This window comes from Embleya sp. NPDC005575, assembly GCF_040605455.1.
Classification (GTDB): domain Bacteria; phylum Actinomycetota; class Actinomycetes; order Streptomycetales; family Streptomycetaceae; genus Embleya.
The window spans coordinates 1-23031 of record NZ_JBEXCV010000008.1; the positions used below are offsets into that span (position 1 = coordinate 1).

The 23031-nt window shown below is 70.5% G+C and carries 23 protein-coding genes and 1 pseudogene; 18 read left to right on the forward strand and 6 right to left on the reverse strand.

The features are described 5' to 3' along the window. From ABZS54_RS04310 to ABZS54_RS04350, 9 genes and pseudogenes are all read left to right on the forward strand, one after another. Positions 1 to 279, forward strand: a pseudogene (locus ABZS54_RS04310) (DNA polymerase III subunit gamma and tau); the annotation flags it as partial. 210 nt (positions 280 to 489) lie between these two features. Further along, positions 490 to 834: a YbaB/EbfC family nucleoid-associated protein gene (locus tag ABZS54_RS04315; protein ID WP_020554881.1), complete on the forward strand. Its 345-nt coding sequence runs from the start codon at positions 490 to 492 to the stop codon at positions 832 to 834. A gap of 136 nt (positions 835 to 970) precedes the next feature. Then, positions 971 to 1570, forward strand: coding sequence for a recombination mediator RecR (recR, locus tag ABZS54_RS04320; protein WP_020554882.1), 600 nt, complete (start codon positions 971 to 973; stop codon positions 1568 to 1570). After that, positions 1563 to 2183 carry a DUF5063 domain-containing protein gene (locus tag ABZS54_RS04325; RefSeq protein ID WP_355530901.1) on the forward strand — a complete coding sequence of 207 codons (621 nt, stop codon included), beginning with the start codon at positions 1563 to 1565 and terminating at the stop codon, positions 2181 to 2183. The genes recR and ABZS54_RS04325 overlap by 8 nt, the downstream gene beginning before the upstream one ends. A 206-nt stretch (positions 2184 to 2389) precedes the next feature. After that, positions 2390 to 3658, forward strand: coding sequence for an aspartate kinase (locus tag ABZS54_RS04330; protein WP_355530902.1), 1269 nt, complete (start codon positions 2390 to 2392; stop codon positions 3656 to 3658). Beyond that, complete coding sequence (locus tag ABZS54_RS04335; protein WP_355530904.1) at positions 3655 to 4722, forward strand: aspartate-semialdehyde dehydrogenase; 1068 nt, start codon at positions 3655 to 3657, stop codon at positions 4720 to 4722. Before ABZS54_RS04330 ends, ABZS54_RS04335 begins: the two co-directional genes overlap by 4 nt. Positions 4723 to 4973: 251 nt before the next feature. Then, positions 4974 to 5522: a SigE family RNA polymerase sigma factor gene (locus tag ABZS54_RS04340; RefSeq protein ID WP_355530906.1), complete on the forward strand. Its 549-nt coding sequence runs from the start codon at positions 4974 to 4976 to the stop codon at positions 5520 to 5522. Continuing rightward, complete coding sequence (locus ABZS54_RS04345) at positions 5519 to 6508, forward strand: DUF4232 domain-containing protein (RefSeq protein WP_355530908.1); 990 nt, start codon at positions 5519 to 5521, stop codon at positions 6506 to 6508. Before ABZS54_RS04340 ends, ABZS54_RS04345 begins: the two co-directional genes overlap by 4 nt. Before the next feature lie 203 nt (positions 6509 to 6711). Then, positions 6712 to 7503: an SURF1 family protein gene (locus tag ABZS54_RS04350; RefSeq protein ID WP_355530910.1), complete on the forward strand. Its 792-nt coding sequence runs from the start codon at positions 6712 to 6714 to the stop codon at positions 7501 to 7503. Between the two features lie 106 nt (positions 7504 to 7609). Here the strand turns inward: ABZS54_RS04350 and ABZS54_RS04355 are convergent, their stop codons facing one another. The 3 genes from ABZS54_RS04355 to ABZS54_RS04365 are packed head-to-tail and all read right to left on the reverse strand — an operon-like array spanning position 7610 to position 11366. Next, positions 7610 to 9478 (reverse strand): prolyl oligopeptidase family serine peptidase, encoded by a 1869-nt coding sequence (locus tag ABZS54_RS04355; protein WP_355530912.1) that lies wholly within the window; start codon positions 9476 to 9478, stop codon positions 7610 to 7612. A 12-nt stretch (positions 9479 to 9490) separates the two neighbouring features. After that, positions 9491 to 9961, reverse strand: a complete 471-nt coding sequence (locus ABZS54_RS04360) for a cell wall hydrolase (RefSeq protein ID WP_355530914.1) — start codon at positions 9959 to 9961, stop codon at positions 9491 to 9493. 40 nt (positions 9962 to 10001) lie between these two features. Continuing rightward, positions 10002 to 11366, reverse strand: a complete 1365-nt coding sequence (locus tag ABZS54_RS04365) for an MFS transporter (RefSeq protein WP_355530916.1) — start codon at positions 11364 to 11366, stop codon at positions 10002 to 10004. Positions 11367 to 11593: 227 nt separating this feature from the next. Here ABZS54_RS04365 and ABZS54_RS04370 point away from each other — a divergent pair, with 227 nt between their 5' ends. From ABZS54_RS04370 to ABZS54_RS04395, 6 genes are all read left to right on the forward strand, one after another. Continuing rightward, the gene (locus ABZS54_RS04370; protein ID WP_355530918.1) at positions 11594 to 12247 is read left to right on the forward strand and encodes a response regulator transcription factor; all 654 of its coding nucleotides are present in this window, start codon (positions 11594 to 11596) and stop codon (positions 12245 to 12247) included. Beyond that, entirely contained in the window at positions 12244 to 13488 is a 1245-nt protein-coding gene (locus ABZS54_RS04375; protein WP_355530920.1) for a HAMP domain-containing sensor histidine kinase, read from the forward strand. The genes ABZS54_RS04370 and ABZS54_RS04375 overlap by 4 nt, the downstream gene beginning before the upstream one ends. A 75-nt stretch (positions 13489 to 13563) precedes the next feature. Beyond that, positions 13564 to 14157: a hypothetical protein gene (locus ABZS54_RS04380; RefSeq protein ID WP_355530922.1), complete on the forward strand. Its 594-nt coding sequence runs from the start codon at positions 13564 to 13566 to the stop codon at positions 14155 to 14157. Further along, positions 14154 to 15278, forward strand: coding sequence for a peptidoglycan-binding domain-containing protein (locus ABZS54_RS04385; RefSeq protein WP_355530924.1), 1125 nt, complete (start codon positions 14154 to 14156; stop codon positions 15276 to 15278). Before ABZS54_RS04380 ends, ABZS54_RS04385 begins: the two co-directional genes overlap by 4 nt. After that, the gene (locus ABZS54_RS04390) at positions 15275 to 15937 is read left to right on the forward strand and encodes an ABC transporter ATP-binding protein (protein ID WP_355530926.1); all 663 of its coding nucleotides are present in this window, start codon (positions 15275 to 15277) and stop codon (positions 15935 to 15937) included. Before ABZS54_RS04385 ends, ABZS54_RS04390 begins: the two co-directional genes overlap by 4 nt. Further along, positions 15934 to 17136, forward strand: a complete 1203-nt coding sequence (locus ABZS54_RS04395) for an ABC transporter permease (RefSeq protein ID WP_355530928.1) — start codon at positions 15934 to 15936, stop codon at positions 17134 to 17136. Before ABZS54_RS04390 ends, ABZS54_RS04395 begins: the two co-directional genes overlap by 4 nt. A gap of 85 nt (positions 17137 to 17221) precedes the next feature. Here the strand turns inward: ABZS54_RS04395 and ABZS54_RS04400 are convergent, their stop codons facing one another. After that, complete coding sequence (locus ABZS54_RS04400) at positions 17222 to 17413, reverse strand: DUF397 domain-containing protein (RefSeq protein ID WP_355530930.1); 192 nt, start codon at positions 17411 to 17413, stop codon at positions 17222 to 17224. Further along, positions 17410 to 18252: a helix-turn-helix transcriptional regulator gene (locus ABZS54_RS04405; protein WP_355530932.1), complete on the reverse strand. Its 843-nt coding sequence runs from the start codon at positions 18250 to 18252 to the stop codon at positions 17410 to 17412. Before ABZS54_RS04405 ends, ABZS54_RS04400 begins: the two co-directional genes overlap by 4 nt. Positions 18253 to 18399: 147 nt before the next feature. Between ABZS54_RS04405 and ABZS54_RS04410 the strand changes: the two genes are divergently transcribed. The 3 genes from ABZS54_RS04410 (at position 18400) to ABZS54_RS04420 (ending at position 20400) form a co-directional block, all read left to right on the forward strand. Further along, positions 18400 to 18858, forward strand: a complete 459-nt coding sequence (locus ABZS54_RS04410) for an ATP-binding protein (protein ID WP_355530934.1) — start codon at positions 18400 to 18402, stop codon at positions 18856 to 18858. Between the two features lie 457 nt (positions 18859 to 19315). Then, positions 19316 to 19954 (forward strand): DUF433 domain-containing protein, encoded by a 639-nt coding sequence (locus ABZS54_RS04415; protein WP_355530936.1) that lies wholly within the window; start codon positions 19316 to 19318, stop codon positions 19952 to 19954. Beyond that, complete coding sequence (locus ABZS54_RS04420; RefSeq protein WP_355530938.1) at positions 19951 to 20400, forward strand: DUF5615 family PIN-like protein; 450 nt, start codon at positions 19951 to 19953, stop codon at positions 20398 to 20400. The genes ABZS54_RS04415 and ABZS54_RS04420 overlap by 4 nt, the downstream gene beginning before the upstream one ends. A 310-nt stretch (positions 20401 to 20710) precedes the next feature. Here ABZS54_RS04420 and ABZS54_RS04425 read toward each other — a convergent pair whose 3' ends face one another. After that, on the reverse strand, positions 20711 to 22861 hold the full coding sequence (locus ABZS54_RS04425) for a plasmid pRiA4b ORF-3 family protein (RefSeq protein WP_355530940.1): 2151 nt from the start codon (positions 22859 to 22861) through the stop codon (positions 20711 to 20713). Between the last annotated feature and the right edge of the window lie 170 nt (positions 22862 to 23031).

A 23031-nucleotide genomic window follows, 5' to 3' on the forward strand; every position in this document is an offset into this window, starting at 1 on the left:
CTCCTGGTCACCCTCGGTTCTCCCCTCGCCCTGCCGCACGCCGTCCTGCCCCGCCACCCCCCGCCCCGCCCCGCGGCCGCCCCGCCGCAGGCGCCGCCCACTCGCCCGCAGCCTCAGCAGGCACCACCCCCGCCGCCGCCCGAGCCGGACTTCGACATCCCTGAGGACATCGGCCGGTACGACGACGAGGACCTGGCGGACGACGGCGGCCTGTCCACCCACGAGCTGCTCGCCCGCGAGCTCGGCGCGACGATCATCGACGAGTCGCCCACCACCTGACCCACCCACCTGACCCACCCACCTGACCCACCACTCCCGACCCACCACCCGACCCGTCCCTGGACCCACCCACCGACCGCCTGACCCGCCGATGCGTGCCGTCGCCGCGCATCGGCCCCGCCCGGAGCCGTAGGCTCGACGGCAGGACGGCCGCCGAGCGGGCCGCCCCGAGGCGGTGCGAAGCCGCGTTCGAGCGACGAAGGGTGTCCAGTGTTTCCCGGTGGTGGCCAGCCCGACATGCAGCAGCTGCTGCAGCAGGCGCAGAAGATGCAGCAGGACCTCATGGCGGCGCAGGACGAACTCGCGCGCACCCAGGTGACCGGGAGCGCCGGCGGCGGCCTGGTGACCGCGACCGTGTCCGGCGCCGGCGAACTGCTGGCTCTGGAGATCTCGCCGTCCGCGGTGGATCCTGAGGACACGGAGACCCTCGGCGACCTCATCGTCGCCGCGGTACGCGACGCCAACCGCGCCGCCCTGGAGATGCAGTCCCAGTTGATGGGCCCGCTGGCCCAGGGCATGGGCGGCGGCGGCCCGCTCGGGCTGCCCGGCATGTGAGCCGAGCTCTCACCACCGGAACCGAGCCCACGACGACCTCGACATCGACCCGACCGAAGATCCCCGCAAAAGCCGGCAAAGACCCCAGGCCCCACCAAGAAGCCCCCGAGAACCAGAGCGAGCAGGGAGACGGTAGGTGTACGAAGGCGTCGTACAGGACCTCATCGACGAGCTGGGCCGACTGCCCGGTGTAGGGCCGAAGAGCGCGCAACGCATCGCCTTCCACCTCCTGGCGGCCGACCCGGCCGACGTCCGGCGCCTCGTGCACGCGCTCGTCGAGGTCAAGGACAAGGTGCGGTTCTGCGCCACATGCGGCAACGTGGCGGAATCGGAGCAGTGTCGAATCTGTCTCGACCCGCGACGCGACGTCGCGGTGATCTGCGTGGTCGAGGAGTCCAAGGATGTCGTGGCGATCGAGAAGACCCGCGAGTTCCGGGGCCGGTACCACGTGCTCGGTGGCGCGATCAGCCCGATCGAGGGTGTGGGACCCGACGACCTGCGGATTCGTGAGCTGATGACCCGGCTCGCGGACGGTGTGGTGACCGAGTTGATCCTGGCCACCGACCCGAACCTGGAAGGAGAGGCGACCGCGACGTATCTGGCTCGCCTGTGCAAGCCGATGGGTCTGCGTGTGACCCGGTTGGCCAGCGGGCTGCCGGTGGGGGGCGACCTGGAGTACGCCGATGAGGTCACGCTCGGGCGTGCCTTCGAGGGGAGACGACTGCTTGATGTCTGACGACCTGAACGAATTCACCAGTGAGATCGCCGACCAGATCGACAGCTTCGTTCTGGCCGTCACCGAGGTGGCCAAGGGCGAGGAGCCGGAGCAGGCGGTGTCCATGCTGCTCCTGGAGGTCTCGCAGCTGATGCTCGCGGGCGGCCGGCTCGGCGCGATCGCCGACGTGGTGCCCGACGACCGCTTCGAGCCCGACTCGGGTCCCGACCCGGACGTCGACGCGCTGCGTTCGGCGCTGTCCCGGTTGCTGGAGCCGATCGACGTGTACTACGAGGTCTTCGATCCGTACGTGCCCAAGTCCAAACCGGTCGCGGCACGCCTGTCGGACGACGTCGCCGACGTGGTCGCCGACCTCGCGCACGGGCTGGCCCACCATCGGGCCGGACGCAGCCGCGAGGCGCTTTGGTGGTGGCAGTTCTCGTACCTGTCCAACTGGGGCGCGACCGCGAGCGCCGTATTGCGTGCGCTGCAGTCGGTGGTGTCGCACGCCCGCCTGGACGATCCGATCATGGAGAGTCTGGACCCGGCCGGACAGGCGCTCGCCGACGAGTTGGTCGACGAACTCGCCGAGCAACTCGACGAGGCCGTGGTCCTGGGCGGCCCGCACACCTGATTCTCCCGAAGCCACGCGATTCGGGTGCTTCGGGAGCGAATCCCGCCCCCGCCCCGGGCGCTTGGTGCGGAATGCCCGCTTAGTGATGCGTACGTCGCACAATCCCGCCTAGTGATACGTACGTCTCACAATGTGAATAGAGCTTTGCCCGCTGTGCCGCCTCGTTAGACTGAGTCGACCGCACAGATATCAAGCGAGGAGCGCACGTGGGCCTTGTCGTGCAGAAGTACGGCGGCTCCTCCGTCGCCGATGCCGAGGGCATCAAGCGCGTGGCCAAGCGAATCGTCGACACCAAGAAGCAGGGCCACGAAGTGGTCGTGGTGGTGTCCGCGATGGGCGACACGACGGACGAGCTGATCGATCTGGCGCAACAGGTGAGTCCCATCCCTTCCGGGCGCGAGCTCGACATGTTGCTCACCGCGGGTGAGCGGATGTCGATGGCGCTGTTGGCGATGGCGATCAAAAACCTGGGCGTCGACGCACGGTCGTTCACCGGCAGCCAAGCCGGTGTGATCACCGACGCGGTCCACAACAAAGCGCGCATCATCGATGTGACGCCGGGACGGATCCGCTCCGCGCTCGACGAGGGCGCGATCGCGATCGTGGCCGGCTTCCAGGGAGTGTCCCAGGACACGAAGGACATCACCACGCTCGGCCGCGGCGGCTCGGACACCACCGCTGTCGCGCTCGCCGCCGCGCTGAGCGCCGAGGTCTGCGAGATCTACACGGACGTGGACGGCATCTTCACCGCCGACCCCCGCGTGGTGAAGAAGGCCCGGAAGATCTCCCGGATCAGCTACCAGGAGATGCTGGAGCTGGCCGCGAGCGGATCCAAGGTGCTGCACCTGCGGTGCGTGGAGTACGCCCGCCGCTACGACATGCCCGTGCACGTGCGGTCGTCCTTCTCGGGACTCGTCGGCACTTGGGTGACGGATGAACCCGAAGGGGACGACATGGAGCACGCGATCATCTCCGGGGTCGCCCACGACACCAGCGAAGCGAAGATCACGGTGGTCGGGGTCCCGGACAAGCCGGGCGAGGCGGCCAAGATCTTCCGCCTGGTGGCGGACAACGAGATCAATATCGACATGATCGTCCAGAATGTGTCCGCGGCCTCCACCGGCCGCACCGACATCTCCTTCACGCTGCCGATGTCCGACGGCCAGAGCGCGATGACCGCGCTGACCAAGGCCCAGGCCGAGATCGGCTTCGAGTCGCTGCGCTACGACGACCAGATCGGCAAGATCTCGCTCGTCGGCGCCGGCATGCGCTCGCACCCGGGCGTGACCGCCAAGTTCTTCGAATCGCTCACCGGCGCGGGGGTGAACATCGAGCTGATCTCGACATCCGAGATCCGGATCTCGGTGGTCTGCCGCGCCGACGGCGTTCCGGCCGCCGTACAGGCCGTGCACACCGCGTTCGGCCTGGACGACCAGTCCGGCGAAGCCGTCGTTTACGGAGGTACCGGCCGATGACCCGCAAGGACAAGCCCACCCTGGCCGTGGTCGGCGCCACCGGCGCGGTCGGCACAGTGATGCTCGAACTGCTCTCCACCCGTCAGGACGTGTGGGGCGAGATCCGGCTGATCGCCTCGGCGCGCAGCGCGGGCAAGAAGCTCGTCGTGCGCGGCGAGGAGGTCGAGGTCATCGCGCTGAGCGAGGAATGCTTCGACGGCGTGGACGTCGCGATGTTCGACGTGCCCGACGAGGTATCCGCGCACTGGGCGCCGATCGCCGCGAGCAAGGGCGCGGTCGCGGTGGACAACTCCGGCGCGTTCCGGATGGACCCCGAGGTCCCGCTCGTGGTGCCCGAGGTCAACGCCGCCGCGGCGCGGGTGCGTCCGCGCGGCATCATCTCCAACCCCAACTGCACGACGCTGACCATGGTCGTCGCGTTGGGCGCGCTGCACGCCGAGTTGGGCCTCAAGGAGCTCGTCGTCGCGTCGTACCAGGCCGCGTCCGGTGCCGGGCAGCCCGGCGTCGACGCGCTGCGCGAGCAGATCGGCAAGGTCGCGGGCAGCCAGACGCTGGGCACCCAGCCCGGCGACGTGCGTCGCGCGGTGGGCGACTTCGGTCCGTTCCCGGCGCCGCTCGCGCTCAACGTGGTGCCGTGGGCCGGTTCGCTCAAGGACGACGGCTGGTCGTCCGAGGAGCTCAAGGTGCGCAACGAGTCCCGCAAGATCCTGGGGCTGCCCGACCTGAAGGTGCACACGACCTGTGTACGCGTCCCGGTGGTCACCACGCACTCGCTCGCGGTGCACGCCGTGTTCGAGAACGAGGTCTCGGTCGCCCGCGCGCACGAGATCCTGGACGGTGCTCCCGGCGTCGTGCTGTGCGACGACCCGGAGAACGGCGAGTTCCCGACGCCGGCCGACGCGGTCGGCACCGACCCGACCTGGGTCGGCCGGGTGCGTCGTTCGATCGACGACGCGTTCGCGCTCGACATGTTCATGTGCGGGGACAACCTGCGCAAGGGCGCGGCGCTGAACACCGCGCAGATCGCCGAGGTCGTCGCCGCGGAGTTGGTCGAGCGCGACTAGTCCCGGACCGCAGACCGTCACGGCAGCCGGTGTTCCCCGTCGGGGACACCGGCTGCCGCGCGTGCGCGGCCGCTTCCCGGCGCCGAGTAGCTGACTGCACATCACTTGGCCCACTACGGTGGGCGGATGTGTGGCTGAGCCGACGACCGTCCCCGGATCGCAGGCGTATACAACCTTCCCGGGGGGTCGAGTGTCCAACAGGCGTGGCAGAAATGGTCGTGAGGGCGGAACCGGCACTACGCGCGGTTCGGATGCCTGTGGTCGGCGCGCTGGATCCGGGCGTTTCGGGAGTTTCCGTGTCCTCTGACGCGGGCGTCTCCATCGACGTCCTTACCGAGACCTATCGCGCCCACTATGGTTCGTTGTTGCGCTTGGCTTCCCTGTTGCTCGACGACACCGATTCGTGTGAGGACGTGGTGCAGGAGTCGTTCGTCCGGGTGCACACCGCCCGGCATCGGTTGCGCGAGGCCGACAAGACGCTCGCCTACCTGCGGCAGACCGTGGTGAACCTGTCCCGGTCCACGCTGCGGCGGCGGATCATGGGCATGCGACTGCTGTCCAAGCCCGAGCCGGAATCGACGAGTACCGAGGACGGCTCGCGGCGCGTGTTGGAACGCGACGTGCTGGTAAGGGCGTTGCGCGAATTGCAACGGCGGCAGCGGGAAGTGATCGTGCTGCGCTATTACGCTGATCTGACAGAGGCTCAGGTGGCCGATCTGCTCGGACTGTCGGTCGGCTCGGTGAAGGCGTACGCCTCACGCGGACTGGAAGCCCTCCGGGCCCGGATGGAGACGCCGTGACGAACGACCCGGGGACCCTTGGTCCCGACCCCGACGACCTCGCGGCAGAGGTGCGCCGGCGACTGCATGCGGCCGTCGCCGAGGTGCAACCGTCCTCGGACGCGCTGGACCGGCTGCGCGTGGCCGTGCCGGCTCGGCGCCGACAGCGGCGGGTGGCCACGCTCGGCGCCGCCGGCCTGGTGGCGGCGCTGCTGGTCGGCACACCCGTGCTGCGGACTGCGGTGGACGGCGGCGACGACTCGAAGTCGAATGTCAGCGGGACCCAGTCGTCGTCGTCCTCGGTGAACGTCACCGAGCCGTTGCCGGGGCCGAGCGAGGGGATGAGCGCCGGGATCCCGGGCGGGGCCGGCCAGTCCCATCCGGCGACCCGAGGTGCCTCGCCGAGCAGTGGATCCGGTGCCTCGATCGCCCCGACGAGCGGGGTGAGTGCGGGCGCCGGGCAGAGCGCGCCGCCCGCGAGCAGCGCGCCGCCGGCGAGCAGCGCGCCGCCGGCCAAGCCGACACCCGCGTGTCTGACCACCGACTTGTCCGGGGAGGACGCCCGGCTCGGACCGGTCGGCGCCGACGGCCTGGCGTACGGCGTGCTCCAGGTGCGCAGCAACGCGGCCAAGGACTGCCAGGTGACCGGTCCCGGCGTGGTGTCGGTGGGCTCCCCGCCCGGCAACCCGATCGTGCAGGTCACCGTGCACCAGCACACGGCCGGCGATGGTGCGGCCGGGCTGCCGCTGCTGCCCGAGACGACGGGCACGGTGATCACGCTTCGACCGGGCCAGGCGTACGAGTTCCAGTTCGCATGGCAACCGCAGGCGCCGGGCGCGGACGGCAGGTGTGCGCCCGACGCGCCCAAGGCGCCGGTGCCCGCGCTCGGCTACGCGCTGGTGGCCAACGACTTCAACGTGGCCAAGGTGGCGCTGACGCCCACGTGTGGCGGCACCGTGTTCCGCACCGACATCTATCGGACGGGGGAGTACCCGCGCGCGAGGTGATGCTCTGCGGTGACCGGGACTCGGCGGTATCGGAGTCGGTGCTCGCGTGCGAGGTGCCATTCCGACGGCGACGCCGACCCGGGGGCGGAGTCGCGGTACCCGCGCGGGAGGTCACGCGGACTCCGGCGCGTCGGAGTCGCGCATCACTCGCGCGAGACGACACCCGCGCTCGGTCGCGGTCGGCCGACGGTTACCGTTGGGGGGTGTACCGGTTCCTGCTCCAGCCGCGCTGGCTGGTCTTCCACATGATCGTGCTCGTCGCGGTCCCGGTGTGCGCGGCGCTGGGGTTGTGGCAGTTCCACCGCTACGGCGAGCACAAGGGCGGTGGGAGCACCGGGGAGAAGGTGTCCGCGGCGCCCGCGGTGCCGATCGGTGACCTCGTGCCGCTCGGCGGCCGGGTCGAGGGGGCCGATCGCGGCCGCTCGGTCACGGTGAGCGGCACCTACGACGTGAGCCGCCAACTTGTGGTGCCCGGGCGCCGTCTCGACGGGCGCACGGGGTCGTACGTGGTCACCCCGCTGCTGGTCGCCGGAGCGCCGGCCGTCGTGGTCAATCGGGGCTGGGTCGAAGGAAGCAGCGTGCCCGCGCCACCGGCCGGACCGGTCACCGTCACCGGTCGGCTGGAGTGGTCGGAGGCGGAGCACACCTCGGACGCGGAACGCGCCACCGACCTGCGGCCCGGTCAGCTCTCGATGATCAGCACCCCCGAGCTGGTCAACATGCTGCCGTATCCGCTCACCGACGGGTTCGTCGCGCTGACCGCGCAGACCCCGGCCGCCGATTCGGCCGCGCTCGCGCCGATGCCGGCGACCAAGGAGGCCGCCGGCGGCGGGATTTCCGGCCGGGCGTGGCAGAACCTCGGCTATACCGCGCAGTGGTTCGTCTTCGCGGGCGCCGCGGTGTTCGTGTGGTGGCGTGTGGTCCGCCGGGAGGCGGACGATCGGGCCGAGGAGCGGGAGGCGGAACTGCTCGCGGAGCTGGGCGTCAAGAGCTGACACCCAGGCCCGTCGTGTACACGGGCGCCGCCCGGGCCTGCCGCGGATCCCGGTGGATCAAGCCGGCGCGGGCCGCCGAGATCCGCCGAGATCCGCCGGACAGGGTTTACGCCGGGTTCGGGATCGGCAGGCCGATGACCCGGTCGACGAAGGCGAATTCCTTGCGCAGTTGCCGGATGCGCTCCTCGACCACCAGCGAGCCGTGGCCCGCGTCGTAGCGGTAGACCTCGTGCGGCTTGCCGAGTTCCGCCAGACGCGCGACGTAGTTCTCGATCTGCTTGATCGGGCAGCGCGGGTCGTTCTCGCCGGCACTGATGTACACCGGTACCCGCACCTTCTCGACGTAGGTCAGCGGCGAGGACGCGGCCCAGCGCTCGGGCACCTCCTCGGGCGTGCCGCCCAGCAGCGTGCGGTCCATCGCCTTCAGAACGTCCATCTCGTCGTGGTACGCCGTGACGTAGTCCGCGACCGGCACCGCGGCCAGTCCCAGTGCCCACGCGTCGGGCTGGACGCCCAGGCCGAGCAGGGTCAGGTAGCCGCCCCACGAGCCGCCGGAGAGCACGATCCGCTCGGGGTCGGCCAGGCCCGACTCGACGGCCCACTCGCGCACCGCGCCGATGTCCTCCAACTCGATCAGGCCGATCCGCACCCGCAGCGCGTCGGTCCAGTCCTTGCCGTAGCCGGTCGAGCCCCGGTAGTTGACCCGGACCACCGCGAAGCCGTGGTCGACCCAGGCCGCGACGTCCGCCGCGAAGTGGTCGCCGTCGTGCGCGGTGGGCCCGCCGTGGATGTTGAACACGGTCGGGAACGGACCCTCGCCGGCCGGCTTGGACACCAGCGCGTGCACCTTGCCGCCCGGCCCCTCGACCCACGCGTCGGAGACCGGGACCGAACCGGGCGGGCGCTCGCCGGGCGGGGTGAGCAACACGTCACCCGCGGTCGAGCGCAGCTCGGAGGGGGTCGAACCGCTCGACCAGTGGTACTCGACGCTGCCGTCGGGCCGGGCGCCGGCACCGCCGATGGTGCCCGGCGGGGTGTCGATCCGGGTGAGCTCCTTGCTCGCCAGGTCATAGCGGTACAGCTCGGAACGCCCGTGCTGCTCGTGGTCGATCAACAGCGCACGGCCGTCGGGATACCAGTCGGCGGACAGGTCGCCGGGCAGCCCGAGGTCGAGCTCGGTCTCGATGCCGGTCAGCGGCTCCCACAGCAGCGGTTCGTCCCGGCCGCGGCGCTGGTGGATGACCAGCACGCGCTGGTCGCCGGCCACGGGGGAGAAGCCCATCGCGGACAGGTCGGAGTCGGGTCGACCGCCCTCGGGACCGTCGTGCAGGTCCGCCACGGTCGTGCCGTCCAGGCGCAGTACGCGCAGCGACGCGCGCATCGCGTCGCCGTGCTCGTTGTGCGCGATGGTCAGGTGGGTGCCGTCCTCGGACAGCGCGGACAACCACGCCGACTCGGTGTGGTGGTACACGGTCACCGGTTCGGCGCCGGGGCGGACGACGTGGATCGTGGAGCCCTCGTCGTCGGTCATTCGGCCGACCACGACGGTGCCGTCGTTCGCCAGTCCGAGGCCGCCGGGGTAGGACGGCTCCAGGCCGGGCACCGCGACCTCGTCCGGGCCGCCGTCGAACGGCTGGCGCATCCAGACGCCGAATTCGTCGCCGTCGGTGTCCGCGAACCACCAGATCCAGCGCCCGTCCGGGCTGATCCGGGCCGACGAGGTGCCGTTGGGCCGGTCGGTCACCTGGCGTTGTGCGCCGCTGACCCGGTCCCACGTGTACACCTCGAACGTGCCGGATGCGTTGGAGACGAAGACGGACTTCGCGGGCGCGTGGTCGGCCCACCGCGGCAGGCCGATCCGGGCCGCACGGTAGCGGCGTTCCCAGGCCGGGACGGGGGGCGGGGGTGCGTCGGTCGGGCTCTGGGGTTCGGTGGTGGTGATGGAGTCGAAGGCGCTGTTCTCGCGAGCGGGCATGTGGTAATTCAACTACGGGAGGGCGTGGTTGTGTTCCGTCACGGAGCGGCACCGCTTGACTCCGAACAGGCGTGCGTAGCCGGGGCGTGCGGCGAACTCGGCATACGACCAGACGGCGGGCCGGCCGACCTCCCGGCACAGGTGCAGCACCCGATCCGGGCCCAGATGCACCCCGACGTGCGCGGCGTAGCCCGGCTCCCGGTCCGGGCGCGGGCCGGCGTCGAACAGGACCAGATCCAGCGGCGCGGGCTCGGTGACCCGCACGGTCGCGGCGTCGTCGGCCCACAACTCGGACGAGCGCAGCGGCGGGACGTGCAGGCCGTGGTGGGCGAGGAAGGCGTACGCGTACAGCTGGCAGTTGGCACCGGCCGTCAGGTCGCCGGCCGCGACGGCCTGGGGGTGTCGGGCATAGACGTAGGGAACGGCTCGAAAGCGTGGCGGGAGGACGGACAGTGACGGGTGGTGGTGAGCGTCGGTCGTCACCGGGAGGTCGTCGGGTGGGTGAGTTCGCGCTGATAGGCCGTCAGGAGTGTCGGGCATGCTTGGGATTCAACCCGAGGCAGACCGCCAGTTCCACCAACGTCATCGCGAACAGCACGCCGAATACCACCGTGTACTCGCCGGTCGCGTCGTGGATCGTGCCGAACACGATCTGAAGCGCGGCGGCGATCGGGTAGCCGATCAGGAACGTCATCGCGGACAACCGGCCGGCCGCCGCCGGGCTCGGCGCGAAGCGGACGAGCATCACCAGCATCAACGGGAACGCGCCGCCGAGCGTCAGGCCGAGCAGCGCGATGGTGGGCCACGGCGCCAGATTCGGCGCGAACGCGAGCAGTCCCATGCCGACCACGGCCCCCGCGACGGTGACCGCGAACAGCGGCCGGGGGTCGGTGAAGCGGTCCGCGAGCAGCGGGATCACCAGACCGGACACGATGCCGGTGAGGCCGAACACGGACAGCAGCAGACCCGCGCGCTCGGCACTCCAGCCCTGCTCCTCGTAGGCAGCGGGAACCCAGCCGACCACGCCGTAGTACGCGCTGGTCTGCATGACCAGGAAGACCGCGAGGATCCAGGCCACGGGGCGTCGCCAGGGGGAGGTGTCGGGCGCCTCGGTGCTCGGTTGTGCGGCCGGGGCCGGGGCCGGGGCCGAGGTCGGTGTCGGTGCCGGCTTGGGCTTTGCGCGCCGGGCTCCGGCAGCGGCCTCGGTCGCGTCGGTGGTTCGCGCGCGGCTCGGGTCGGTCCGTACCGGCGTCTTCGTCCGTCGGATCACCGGGAGCCAGGCGAGCAGACCGAGCACGGCGGGGATCGCGACCACCCCGAGGGAGAGCTGCCAGGAACCGAACCCGTCGGACAGCGGTACGGCGAGCGCGCTCGCGCCCGCCGCGCCCACCCCGACCGCCGCGCTGTACAACCCGGTGACCGCCCCCGCGTGCTCGGCGAAGTGCGTCTTGACCACACCCGGCAGCGCCGCGCCCAGGACCGCGATCCCGGCGCCGGCGACCAACGTGCCCAGAAAGAGCAGTACGACCGAGGCCCCACCCAGCCGGATCAGCACCCCCACCAGCAGCACAACCACCGACGCGGCCACGGTGCGCTCGTACCCGTACCGGGCGGCCCCAAGATGCGCGAGCGGCGCGAATACGCCCATCGACACCACCGGGATCGCGGTCAAGACCCCGGCGGCGGCCCCGGACAGACCCAGGTCGTCCCGGATCGCGGTCAGCAGCGGCGGCACATCGGTGATCGCGGCCCGCAGATTGATCGCCACCAGAAACAGCGCGACCAGGATCAGAGCCGACCCGGGCGGCCGTCTCGTCCGCCCGCCCGACGCCGCGTCGACGGCGCGGGCATGGGTGGGATGGTGCGTCTCCGCGCGGGCTGACGGCATTGCGGTACTACCTCGTTCGTCGGGTCGTGGCGGGTGGGTCGGCCGAGGTCGGGCGGGACCGGGCGACGTCGATCAACCATAGACACCCGGTCGGCCTCGCCTTGCGGGCCGGGCTTCGGGTGGGGCTCGGGCACAGGCCGGGCTTCGGGCGGGCTCGGGCACAGGCCGAGCTTCCGACCGGCTCGGACGTTGACCGCCGCTTCACCGGCTCCTTGCTAGAAGGAGTCATGCGGATTCTGGTGGCCGAAGACGAAAAGGCGATCGCCGACCTGCTGGCCGAGGGGTTGCGCCGGCACGGGATGGACGTGGACGTGGCCTACGACGGCGCGGCCGCGCTGGCGTGCCTCGCGGCCGGTGACCACGACGTGCTGGTGCTGGATCGGGATCTGCCCGAGGTGCACGGCGACGAGGTGTGCCGCCGGCTCGCGCAGAGCGGGGCGACGGTGCGCATCCTGATGCTGACGGCGGCCGGCGGGGTCGCGGATCGGGTCGCCGGCCTGGGTCTGGGCGCCGACGACTACCTGGCCAAACCGTTCTCCTACGCCGAGCTCGTGGCCCGGGTCCGAGCGGTCGGTCGCCGCCGGGTCGCGCCGATCCCGCCGGTCCTGGAACGGGCCGGCATCACGCTGGACGCGCCGCACCGGCAGGCCTACCGGGACGGGCGCTACCTGCCGCTGTCGCGCAAGGAGTACGCCGTGCTGGAGGTGCTGATGCGCGCGCGGGGCACGGTGGTGACCACCGAGGAACTCCTGGAGCGAGCCTGGGACGAGCGGACCGACCCGTTCACCACCGTGGTCAAGGCGACGGTCAGCAAGCTGCGGGCCAGGCTCGGCGAACCGTCGGTGATCACCACGGTGCCCGGCGGCGGGTACCGGCTGTGAGGCGCCGGCCGTCCACGCTGCGGGTGCGGTTGACCGCCCTGTACGCCGGGCTGTTCGTCGCCGCCGTGACGCCGGTACTGATCGCGGTGAACGTGCTCCTCGACCGGTTGATCGGCGGCGGGGCCCCGAAGCGGCGCCTGGCGGAGCCGGTGTTGTCGGGGATGGCACCGGCCGAGGGGACGCCGCCGGCCGAGGGGATGCCGCCGGCGCCGCCGATCGCGCACAAGGACGTGGCGATCGCGGTCACCGAGTACCAGTGGACGGTCACCTGCGCCGCGATCGTGCTGTTCGCCGTGCTGGGGGCGGCGGCGGGCTGGTGGGTGTCCGGTCGGGCGCTGCGGCCGGTGCATCGGATCACCGCGACGGCTCGCCGGCTGTCCCTGTCCAACCTGCACGAGCGGATCGCGCTGACCGGTCCGCACGACGAACTCAAGGAGTTGGCCGACACGTTCGACGCGATGCTGGAGCGTCTGGCGTGCGCCTCGGACAGTCAGCGGAGGTTCGCCGCCAACGCCTCGCACGAACTGCGCACGCCGCTGACGATCCAGCGGGCGGCCATCGAGATCGGCCTGGAGGACCCGACTCCGGACCAACTCGCGCGGATGCGCCGCGAACTCCTCGACGCCAACCTGCGCACCGAGCGGCTGATCGACGGGCTGCTGGCGCTGGCCCAGGGCGAACGCGGCCCGGAACACCCCGAGTCGGTGGACCTGGCCGAACTGGTCGGCGAAGTCGTCGCCCAGTACCGCGAGCCGGCCGACCGGGCCGGCGTCACCTTGGACGTACGGACGCGCTCGGCCCCCGGCGTCGGCGACCCGGTGATGCTCACCCGGTTGATCGCGAATCTGGTGCACAACGCGATCCGGCACAACCACCCCGGCGGCCGGGTCTTCGTCGACACCTGTCCCGACACGGGCCTGACCGTGCGCAACACCGGCCCGAGCATCCCCGCCGACCGCGTTCCCGAGCTCTTCGAACCGTTTCGCCGGCTGCACCCGCCCCGTACCGGTTCGATCCAGGGCGCGGGCCTGGGCCTGTCCATCGCGGCCGCGATCACCGACGCGCACGGCGCCCGGCTGGCCGCGTGCCCCAATCCCGACGGGGGCCTGACGGTCACCTTCGCGCTGCCCCGGGTCGCCGCCGCCCCGCCGGCCGCGTGCCCGCAGCGAGTCCGGGGGCGTTCGCCCGACGTGGCCATGGTGGCGGACGGCGATGTCGGGACCGCGTCAACGTTTGCGTAGACCGGCGCCGAACAGGCCGCCGCCTGTACTGGGTGCGCGGCCGGGAATGCCCCGGCCGCAGACGAAGGAGGCGGCATGCGCGGCAGAACGGGACTCGCGCTCGGGGTGTTGCTGCTCGTGGCGACGACCGCGTGCGGCAGCGACGGCGGCGGGGCGACGGTGGCCTCGGCGAACGGCTCCGGCAAGCCCACGAGCAGCGCCGGGACCGCCGGTGCGGGCGCCGGCAAGAGCGCCGAGGACCAGGCACTGACCTACGCGAAGTGCATGCGCGAGCACGGCGTCTCGAACTTCTCCGATCCGGAGCCCGGGGAGAGCGGCGGGTTCAAGATGATGCTCCCCGAGGGCGTGACGCCGGAGGGCATCAAGGGGGCGGAGGATGCCTGCAAAAACTTCCTGCCCACCGGCGGGGACATGAAGAAGGGGGAGGAAGACCCCAAGGTCACCGACCAGTTGCGCAAGTACGCGCAGTGCATGCGGGACAACGGCGTGCCGCGCTATCCCGACCCGGGATTCGGCGGCGCCGGTCCGGTCAAGCGCGACGAGAGCCTGTACGGCATGGATCCCAGGGACCCGAAGTTCAAGGCAGCCGAACAGGCGTGCGCCTCGCTGCGACCCAACGGGCCCGGCATGACCGGTGGCGCACCATCCGGGAACGGGGCCAAGGCGTGACGGCCGCGAACCCCAGGCGCCGACGCCGGACCGGCCGGGTGCTGCTCACCGTGGCCGGCGTGCTGGCCGTCGGGGCCGGGGCGGTGGCCGCCACCGGGATCGGCTTCCCGGCCGACCGGTCGGATCGACCGCGCAGCGTCGCGCCGCCGGCGACGGCGAAGGTGACCCGGCAGACGCTCGTGGACACGCAGAAGCAGACCGGCACGCTGAGTTACGGCGACTCGACCACGCTGAACGGGCGACTGGCCGGCACGGTGACGACGCTGCCGGCGGCCGGCTCGGTCATCGGGCGGGGCAAGGAGCTCTACCGGGTCGACAACGTACCGGTGCTGCTCCTGTACGGCTCGCTGCCGACGTATCGCGCGCTGGCGTCGGGCGTCGAGGGCGCCGACGTCAAGCAGTTCGAGCAGAACCTGTGGGACCTGGGCTACCGGGGCTTCACAGTGGACGAGAAGTACACCGACGCGACCGCGACGGCGGTGAAGAAGTGGCAGAAGGCGGTCGGGCTGCCGCAGAACGGCACGGTCGAGGTCGGGCGCGTGGCCTACGCCTCGGGTCCGGTGCGGGTGGACACGGTCAAGGCCCACGTGACGGACGCCGCCAAGCCTGGGGACGTGGTGCTCACCTACACCGGCACGGTGCGTGGCGTCACCGCCGAACTCAACCTGGCCGACCGGCGGTTGGCCGGTGCGAATGCTGCGGTGAGTGTCGGCTTGCCGGATGGCAGGACGGCGACCGGGAAGGTCACCGGGACGCGGACCAAGGTCGACGAGAGCAGCGGCAGCGGCAGCAATGGCAGCACTGGCGGCGGCAATGGCGGCGACGGTTCGACCGCCACCACGAAGCTCGTGGTCACCGTTGCCTTCGACGACCCGAACGCGTCGGCCGGGCTGGACCAGGCTTCGGTCGAGGTCGCCTTCACCGCCGACAAGCGCGAACAGGTGCTGACCGTGCCGGTATCCGCGCTGCTTACGCTCGCCGAGGGCGGCTACGGGGTGCAGCTGATCGAGGGCGCCGGCACCCGGGTGATCGCGGTGACCACCGGCATGTTCGCGAGCGGCCGGGTCGAGGTTTCCGGCGCCGGTCTCGCCGAGGGCACGACCGTGGGGATGCCGACATGACCGCGGTGGTCGAACTCGACGGCGTGACCAAGGCGTACCCGGGCGGGGTGATCGCGGTACGCGACGTCTCCGTGTCGGTCGAACACGGCGAACTGGCGGCCATCGTGGGCCCGTCCGGCTCCGGCAAGTCCACCATGCTGCACCTGATCGGCACGCTGGACCGGCCCTCGGCCGGGATCGTCCGCATCGACGGCCACGACGTCGCCGCGCTCTCCGATCGCAAGGTGTCCGCCCTGCGTGCCCGCCGGATCGGCTTCGTGTTCCAGCAGTTCCACCTTGCGTCCGGGCGGACCGCGTGGGACAACGTCGCGGATGGCCTGCTGTACATGGGCATCGCGCACCACGAGCGCCGAGCCCGGGCACGCGCCGCCCTGGACCGGGTCGACCTGGCGGATCGGCTCGACCACCTGCCGCACGAACTCTCCGGCGGCCAGCGGCAACGCGTGGCCATCGCACGCGCGTTGGCGGGCGAGCCGGCCCTACTGCTGGCCGACGAGCCCACCGGCAACCTGGACAGCGCCGCCGGGGCGGCGGTGCTGGCCCTGCTCCGGGACCTGCACGCGGGCGGCACCACGGTCCTGGTGATCACCCACGACCGGGACATCGCTGCTGCGTTGCCTCGACAGATCACCATGCGCGACGGCGAGGTGGTCCGATGAGCACGCCCCCGAATCCGGCCCGACTACGCCCGCGCGACGTCCTGCGGGTCGGCGGCGCGGGCCTGCGCACCCGGCCCACCCGAGTGTTCATGTCCGCGCTCGGCATCGCGATCGGGATCGCCGCGATGATCGCGGTGGTCGGCATCTCCTCGTCCAGCCGGGCCGACCTGGACCGGCGCCTCGCCGAACTGGGCACCAACCTGCTCACCGTCGGCCCGGGCAACAGCCTGACCGGCGGCGAGGTGACCCTGCCCATCGAGTCGGTCGCGATGATCTCCCGGATCGGACCGGTCGAGCAGGTCGCGGCGACGGGCAAGGTCACCGACGCCAAGGTCTACCGCAACGACCGGATCCCGGCCGCTCAGACCGGCGGCATCGCGGTGCTCGCCGCGTACGCGAACCTGCCGGCCGCGGTGGGCGCGACCGTGGCCGACGGGGTCTGGTTCAACGGGGCGACCGAGCGGTATCCGACGGTGGTCCTGGGTTCGGCCGCGGCCCGGCGGCTGGGCATCGCGACGGCGGGGGAGGGCGTACAGGTCCACCTCGGCGGCCGCTCGTTCACCGTCCTCGGCATCCTCGCCCCGGTGCCGCTGGCCCCCGAACTGGACGGCGCGGCCCTGGTCGGCCGGCCCGCCGCGCAGACCTGGCTCGGCTTCGACGGCCACCCGACGACGGTGTACACCCGCTCCGCCGACTCGGCCGTCGACGCCGTGCGCGTGGTGCTCCCGGCGACCGCCAACCCGAAGGCGCCCAACGAGGTCAAGGTCTCGCGCCCCTCGGACGCCCTGGCCGCCCGCCGGGCCACCGACGAGGCCCTCACCGGCCTGCTCCTGGGCCTGGGCGGGGTCGCCCTGCTGGTCGGCGGCGTCGGCGTCGCCAACACCATGGTGATCACCGTCCTGGAACGCCGCGCCGAGATCGGCCTGCGCCGCTCGCTCGGCGCCACCCGAGGCCAGATCCGACTCCAGTTCCTCGCCGAGTCGTTGCTGCTGTCCGCCCTCGGCGGCCTCGGCGGCGTCCTGATCGGCATCACCGTCACCACCGCCTACGCGACCACCCGCTCCTGGACCACCGTCGTCCCCGCCTGGTCCACCACCGGCGCCCTCGCCGCCACCCTGTTCATCGGCGCCATCGCCAGCCTCTACCCGGCCATCCGCGCCGCCCGCCTGTCCCCCACGGAGGCCCTGGCCACCACCTGACCCGCAAAGCATCAGGGGCCGTATCGGATCGCTCCGACACGGCCCCTGACGGCAGTCGGGGCGGCGGAACCCGCCGTCGCGGTGTTCAGACTGTGGTGCCTGCCGTGTGCGCGGTGAAGCGGGACCAGGCGGTGGGCGAGAGGGCGAGGGGCTGGATCCGTACGTCCTTGGAGTCTCGAACACGAACCACCTCAGGGTCTACGACGACCTCGACGCAGTTGCCGCCCCCTGTGCCGCTGTAGCTGCTCTTGAACCACTCCGCATTAGTGGCGGTCATAGCGCTCCCCGCAGTTGCTCAAGCAGGTCAATGGAAGCTTCCAGGCCGAGAGCCTGCGAGCGCATCTTCCCATAGCGCTGGAGAAGCCCGCTGATGTGCTCGGTGCGGGTGACGAGTGCACTGTGATCGTGCCCCTCGAAATAACCGAACCACTGGTTACCAGCCATTTCTGCAAGGTACAAGGCGCCGTCGAGCCCTGCGTGATCCTTCCGGCGCAGAGGCATGATCTGAACTTCCACGTTTCGGAGTTGTGCGCACGCGATCACGTGATCGATGAGGTCACGAGTGGTATCGACGCCTCCCGTTTGACGCTCGATGAGCGATTGCTCGACGACGAACCCGAACGCGGTGTTGCCCTTCTCCTTCAGCAATCGCTGACGTTCCAGCCGTGCAGCGACCTGAACTTCGAGTTGGTCGTCCGTCAAGGGCGGAAGTCGACTGCCACACACAGCGCGAACGTAGCTTTCGGGTTGGAGCAGTCCTGGCACTACGCGGCACTCGTATGCGTACAGCGATACCGCGTCCTCCTCGATCTCCGCCCACTGCCGGAACCACGAGGCCAACCCCGGCTTCCGGGTCAGACTCTTCGCCGCTGCCTTCAGTACACGCCCCGCAGTCGCTCCGAGCGCGGCTTCGGAGCGAGTCACGAGGTCCCTCGGCGGGAAGCGTTTGCCCTGTTCGATCTTGGCGATGTAGTGGGCCGAGTAGTCCACGAGTGGCGCGAACTCCTCTTGCGTCAAACCAGCTTCGTCTCGGAGAGCCTTGAGGACCACGCCGAACGTCTTGAGACTGTCCGACAACTCGGGCTCACCGCACCTACCGCCGTTGTCCGCCGTCATTCCTGCCGCCTTCCGTCCCCGTGCCCCGGCAACAGAGTTCATTGTCACCATCCGTCACCGGACCGGTCCATACCGTCAACCAGTACAGATCGGGCTGTACTGGTGCGGTCCCTGTTCGTGACATCGCCGAGCTGCGACATCTGGGTCATGACATTTCCGCTTACGCAAGTCAGCGCCACCGCGCACGTGTTCACGCAGCGTTTCGCGGCGACCGGCAGCGGCGCACGCCGCGCCCGCCGTCTGGCCACGCATCAACTGGCAGTCTGGGGCATCCCGTACGGCAGTCGGGTTTCCGACTCGGTGGCCTTGATCGTCGGAGAACTCGCGGCAAACGCCGTGCTGCACGGCTGTGTTCCGGACACCGAGTTCGCTCTGCGGCTGGTCTACGACAGGGCGACGGGTGTCGTTCGGGTCGAGGTGGCCGACGCTCACCCTGGACGACCGGTGAGCACGTCGCAGCCGGCCGCGGACGCCGAGAGCGGTCGGGGGTTGGTCCTGGTCGGTTGCGTTGCGACCAGTTGGGGGGTGATCGCCGGGTCAGGGGCGGGGAAGGTCGTGTACGCGGAATTGAGTACTCACCACGAGGAACAGCGAGGGCCTCGATGATGGGGTGGCTCGGCGACCCCGTCGGCTGTTGATTCGCTCGGCGAGGAGACGGTCCGCAGGGTTGCTTCGCCCGGCCCGAGGCTCGAAGCGCAGGCTTCGGGCGGCGGGCGTCGAGGATCGAGATCCGAGCGACTTTGATCGTGAACCACGAAAGACGATGCCATGGCTTGTGAAGACTTTAACGCCGCCCAGCGCCCGCAAGTGCCCCCAATGGCCAATCCGGGTTACGGCAAACGGTCACTGCCGGCGGGCCTGGTTGCTGTACAGCAGGATCTGCGCCGGCGCTGTTACGAGGTCAGGCTCTTGCGGCGTGCCCGCATGTAGGTCCCGGCCGAACTGCTTCCTCCCCGACCGCCGGATGGAATGTACGCGGTTCGGGCATCTTCCTTGGTCAGAGGTGCAGGCCAGGAGAATGAAGTACCGTCAGTGCTCCGAGGGGACGGACAGGAGGAGCGCGGTGTCGTATGAGCCCAAGCTCGCTGCGGCTCTTTCCGGTGCCACGTTGCGGCAGCTGTCCCACTGGCGGCGTGCTTTGGGCACCAAGGATGCGCTCTTGGTACCGGAAATTTCTGACTCGCGCCCAATCCTGTACTCCTTTCGTGACGTTATGGCGCTCCGGGCCTGCGTGAAGCTCCGCAAGGAGACATCGCTGCAGAAGATCCGTAGGGCGGTGGGCACGCTCCGCGGTGATCTGGGGGAACGCGAGCATCTGTCGTCTTACGCGCTGGTAGCGGATGCGGACACGATCTACCTTGCGGAACAGGAGCAAGCAGTTGACCTGATCCGGGGCGGGAACTTGGTCATCCACCAGCTGGTGGATGTCCTCGCCCCTTTCTACAAGGACGGCCGGCACATCCCGGACCTGCTGAATCCACGCGACCACGTTGCGGTGGACGCTGCAGTGCGTGGCGGCGAGCCAGTCATCCACGGCACCCGCATTCCGGCGGCGGAGGTGGCTGCTCTGGTACGAGACGGTGTACCCACGGACCGGATCGGTGATTTCTACCCGGGGGTCACTGCCGCAGCTGCGCGCGACGCGGTTGACTTCAGCGACTACGTGGACAGCTACGACGGACCCCGGCAGGTCGTGGCTTGAAGCTGCTGCTGGATGAGAACGTCCCCCGGCCTATGGCCCAGATCGTGCGCATCCTGTTGGCAGCGCACCAGGTCGTGCACGTCCACGATTTGGACGGTTGGGTCGGCACGAAGGACATCGAGCTGTACGCGAAGGCCAAGGCGGCGGGGTTCAATGCGATCATCACTAATGATGTGAAGCAGCTGAACCGCGCCTTGGAGGTCGCTGCGATCGCGGAGTCGGGGCTTCACCGAATCCAGTACCGCCAGAACAACAAGCACGGCGGCCTGGTCGGTCTCGGGACCGCGATAGCCACTGTGTGTGCGGCGCTGCCGCACGCGATCGCCGAGCTTGAAGCCGCGGACGGACAGCGCTTGGTGTCGTTGACGGCTGTTGATCCCTCACGTCACAACCGCGTGCAGGTCACCGATCCGAATGCGTCGCCCCCGAAGCACTGGCCCGCCTGACGGACGCTGACGTAGGGGCGGTCTGGAGTGCCGTACGCGACAACGGTGGTACTCATCTCAGGCCGGAGCTGTAGCTATGACGGGCGTCGAGGCTTGGTGGCGGGCGCGGATGCCCGCGTCGAGGGTGGCACGGCGTGATCGATGTAATGGTTCGCTGTCCCTGCTGCCTCCGGTCCGTGCCATGTGGGCTCCGCAGGGTCGCACCTCGATCCTGCGGGTGTGGATGGGGAAACGGCCGAAGACCTCGCTGGTCGGCCGGTGCTGTTCCGCGTCGTCCAGTTTTGCCGACTGCCTCGCCACACGTTCGACTTCATCGCCGACGCTGGGATCCGACCTTGGTCGCGGACCTGCGCAGTCGCTTGGCCAGCGCCTTGTTCCGGGCCCTCAGGTGTCGCCCCGCCGCTTCCAGGACGGCGCCGGTGGCGGGGTGGTCGCAGCGCCATAGCTCGTCGGCGGTTTGTTCCAGGAGCGGCAGCACCAGGTGCCCTTCCTGGTCAAGGAATTCGGCGAATGCCTCGTCGGCGACGCCGAGCGGACCCGACAGATGATCGACGAGCCACCAGAGTTGGAGTTCCGGGCCGTGCCCCTCGGGGACCTCACCGTGGCCGACCAGCGTGATCGCCGCGACCTGGGCGCAGCCGGGGACCTCGGAGGCTGCGGCTTTGCGCAGGACCATGAGCGCTCTGGGATCGTCGAGTTCCGCCAGCACCGCTGCCGCGCTCAGCCGACGCAGGGCCGCGTCGGCTGTCAACCCGGCGCAGGAGTCGACGAGTTGGACTGCGGCCGGGCCCTGGCCTCGGTGGCTGATCCAGCCGGCGATCTCGACGCGGGCCGCGTCCTGGTCGTAGTCGAGCAGGGCGTCCAGCAGGGTCGGGGCGTCGACGTCGGCCAGCTCACCGATCAGTGGAGCGGGGATTCCCTCGGCGAGCAGGTATTCGCGTATGCCGTGGCGTCCCAGCGGGGTCAGCCTGAGTCGGCTCCCAGGCAGCGGAGTGTCATCGCCACCTTCGGTGACTCCCCTGACGCCGAGGATGTCCACGACGATGTTGCCGGGCTCCCGGGACGCCTGCGGGCCCTCTTCCACCTCCGCCGCCCGGTACTCGGCGAGGACCACGGCCGCGTGCTCAAGGGTCTGCACAAGGAGTAGTTCGACCAATCGTGCTTCCTGCTCGGGGAGGCCGTCGCGGAGTGCGCCGACGAGCAGCGCTGTGTCCAGCCATTCGCCCTCGGGAACCTCGTAGAGAGCCCGCAGCACGGCCGCAGCCAAGCCTTCGCCGTCCTCGCGCCGCATGCCCAGCACCGCCAACAGCACCGGGGGCAGGCCGAGGTTTTCGAGGTCGTTCAGGGTGTCGAGTTCGTCCTCGAGCGACGTGCACCAAAGCTCCAGGACTCCTTCGTCTCCCGCCGTTGCGGGCAGCCCGGTACCGGGCCGTGCGGTGCCCGCGCCGATCTTCACCAGGTCCGCGTACAGGGCGAGCCGCCAGGGGTCGTCCAGGCACGGCAGGTCACCGGAGCTGCGCAGACGTCCCAGCCGCTGCTCACGCTCCGCCGGCCCGAGTGCGCTCAACTCGTCGTCCTGGGTCCACAGGTCGAGTTCCTGGACGGCCCGACGGCCGAGTGCGGGCTTGAGCACGTCCCGGGACGTGACGGCTCGTCCGTCCCGGCACCAGTGGGCCAGGCGGAGCGCCGAGGCGATCAGTGGCACTCGCCGTGCGGCGGCGGCCAGTTCCGTGCGCGGTGCCAGGGAGACAGGGCGCACCGCGACGAACTCCATATCGAGATCCTCGTCGTCGTGCATCTCTCCGCAGGAGCAGCGCTGCCCTCCGGGGGCGGTCCCGGCCGACCTGGATACCGGAGTGCCCGTGGGCGGCCGCGGCTCCAGCGTGGCCAGCTGCCGGTCCAAGGCGTCGCGGTCGAAGGCAGCGGGGTCGAACCCCTCAGCGCACAGGGTTTCGACAAGCTCGGTCCACGGCTCGGGGGCCGGCGTGGAGCGGTCCGCGACGGCGTCGAGTACGGCCTGCAGTCCCCCGGCACCGCCGGTGTCCTCGGCGTAGGGCATTGCGCGACGTCCACCCGTGCAGTGGACGTGCCTGTTGCCGGTGGACGCAGGGAGGATCTTCTCCAGGGTGACCAGGTGTCGCCAGTCATCGCCGAAGTCGTAGGTGTACTCCAGCCGCCCGCCCTCGTAGGGCAGCAACTCGGCCACGGACACGGACTCCTCGTCGAAGTCGTGGCCCGGATCGCACTCCAACGGTGCGCCGAAGTCGACGAATCGGCGACCGGAGTGGGGTTCGGCGAAGGCATGCAGGTGCGAGCCGTCCCAGCCGAAGCAAACCTGGACGATGTCGTGCAGGCAGCCGAGCGAGGTGTCGGCGGGCAGGGTGATCCGGCGCCAGATCGGCGGACCGGTGTCTCGCAGGGCGATCTTCAGCTGGTACGTGGGCACGGGCTCGGAGGTCACAGCGAAGATTCCCTTGAGGCGGAGACGGATTCCGGAACCCGTGCGGGGGCCGTAGCCGGGCATGCGCCGCGACTGTCCGCAGTGGGTACCGGCGCCATCTTCTCGCACTGCCCAAAGTGGACGAAGCCGCTTTTGACACTTCCTGTCCACCTGTGCAGATAGCCTTGGCC

Excerpts from the sequence above, each read along its gene's own strand:
- ABZS54_RS04325 (WP_355530901.1), top strand. The coding sequence starts at position 1,563 with ATGTCTGACGACCTGAACGAATTCACCAGTGAGATCGCCGACCAGATC.
- ABZS54_RS04335 (WP_355530904.1), top strand. The coding sequence starts at position 3,655 with ATGACCCGCAAGGACAAGCCCACCCTGGCCGTGGTCGGCGCCACCGGC.
- ABZS54_RS04340 (WP_355530906.1), top strand. The coding sequence starts at position 4,974 with ATGCCTGTGGTCGGCGCGCTGGATCCGGGCGTTTCGGGAGTTTCCGTG.
- ABZS54_RS04355 (WP_355530912.1), bottom strand. The coding sequence starts at position 9,478 with ATGCCCGCTCGCGAGAACAGCGCCTTCGACTCCATCACCACCACCGAA.
- ABZS54_RS04365 (WP_355530916.1), bottom strand. The coding sequence starts at position 11,366 with ATGCCGTCAGCCCGCGCGGAGACGCACCATCCCACCCATGCCCGCGCC.
- ABZS54_RS04370 (WP_355530918.1), top strand. The coding sequence starts at position 11,594 with ATGCGGATTCTGGTGGCCGAAGACGAAAAGGCGATCGCCGACCTGCTG.
- ABZS54_RS04380 (WP_355530922.1), top strand. The coding sequence starts at position 13,564 with ATGCGCGGCAGAACGGGACTCGCGCTCGGGGTGTTGCTGCTCGTGGCG.
- ABZS54_RS04390 (WP_355530926.1), top strand. The coding sequence starts at position 15,275 with ATGACCGCGGTGGTCGAACTCGACGGCGTGACCAAGGCGTACCCGGGC.
- ABZS54_RS04395 (WP_355530928.1), top strand. The coding sequence starts at position 15,934 with ATGAGCACGCCCCCGAATCCGGCCCGACTACGCCCGCGCGACGTCCTG.
- ABZS54_RS04400 (WP_355530930.1), bottom strand. The coding sequence starts at position 17,413 with ATGACCGCCACTAATGCGGAGTGGTTCAAGAGCAGCTACAGCGGCACA.
- ABZS54_RS04405 (WP_355530932.1), bottom strand. The coding sequence starts at position 18,252 with ATGACGGCGGACAACGGCGGTAGGTGCGGTGAGCCCGAGTTGTCGGAC.
- ABZS54_RS04410 (WP_355530934.1), top strand. The coding sequence starts at position 18,400 with ATGACATTTCCGCTTACGCAAGTCAGCGCCACCGCGCACGTGTTCACG.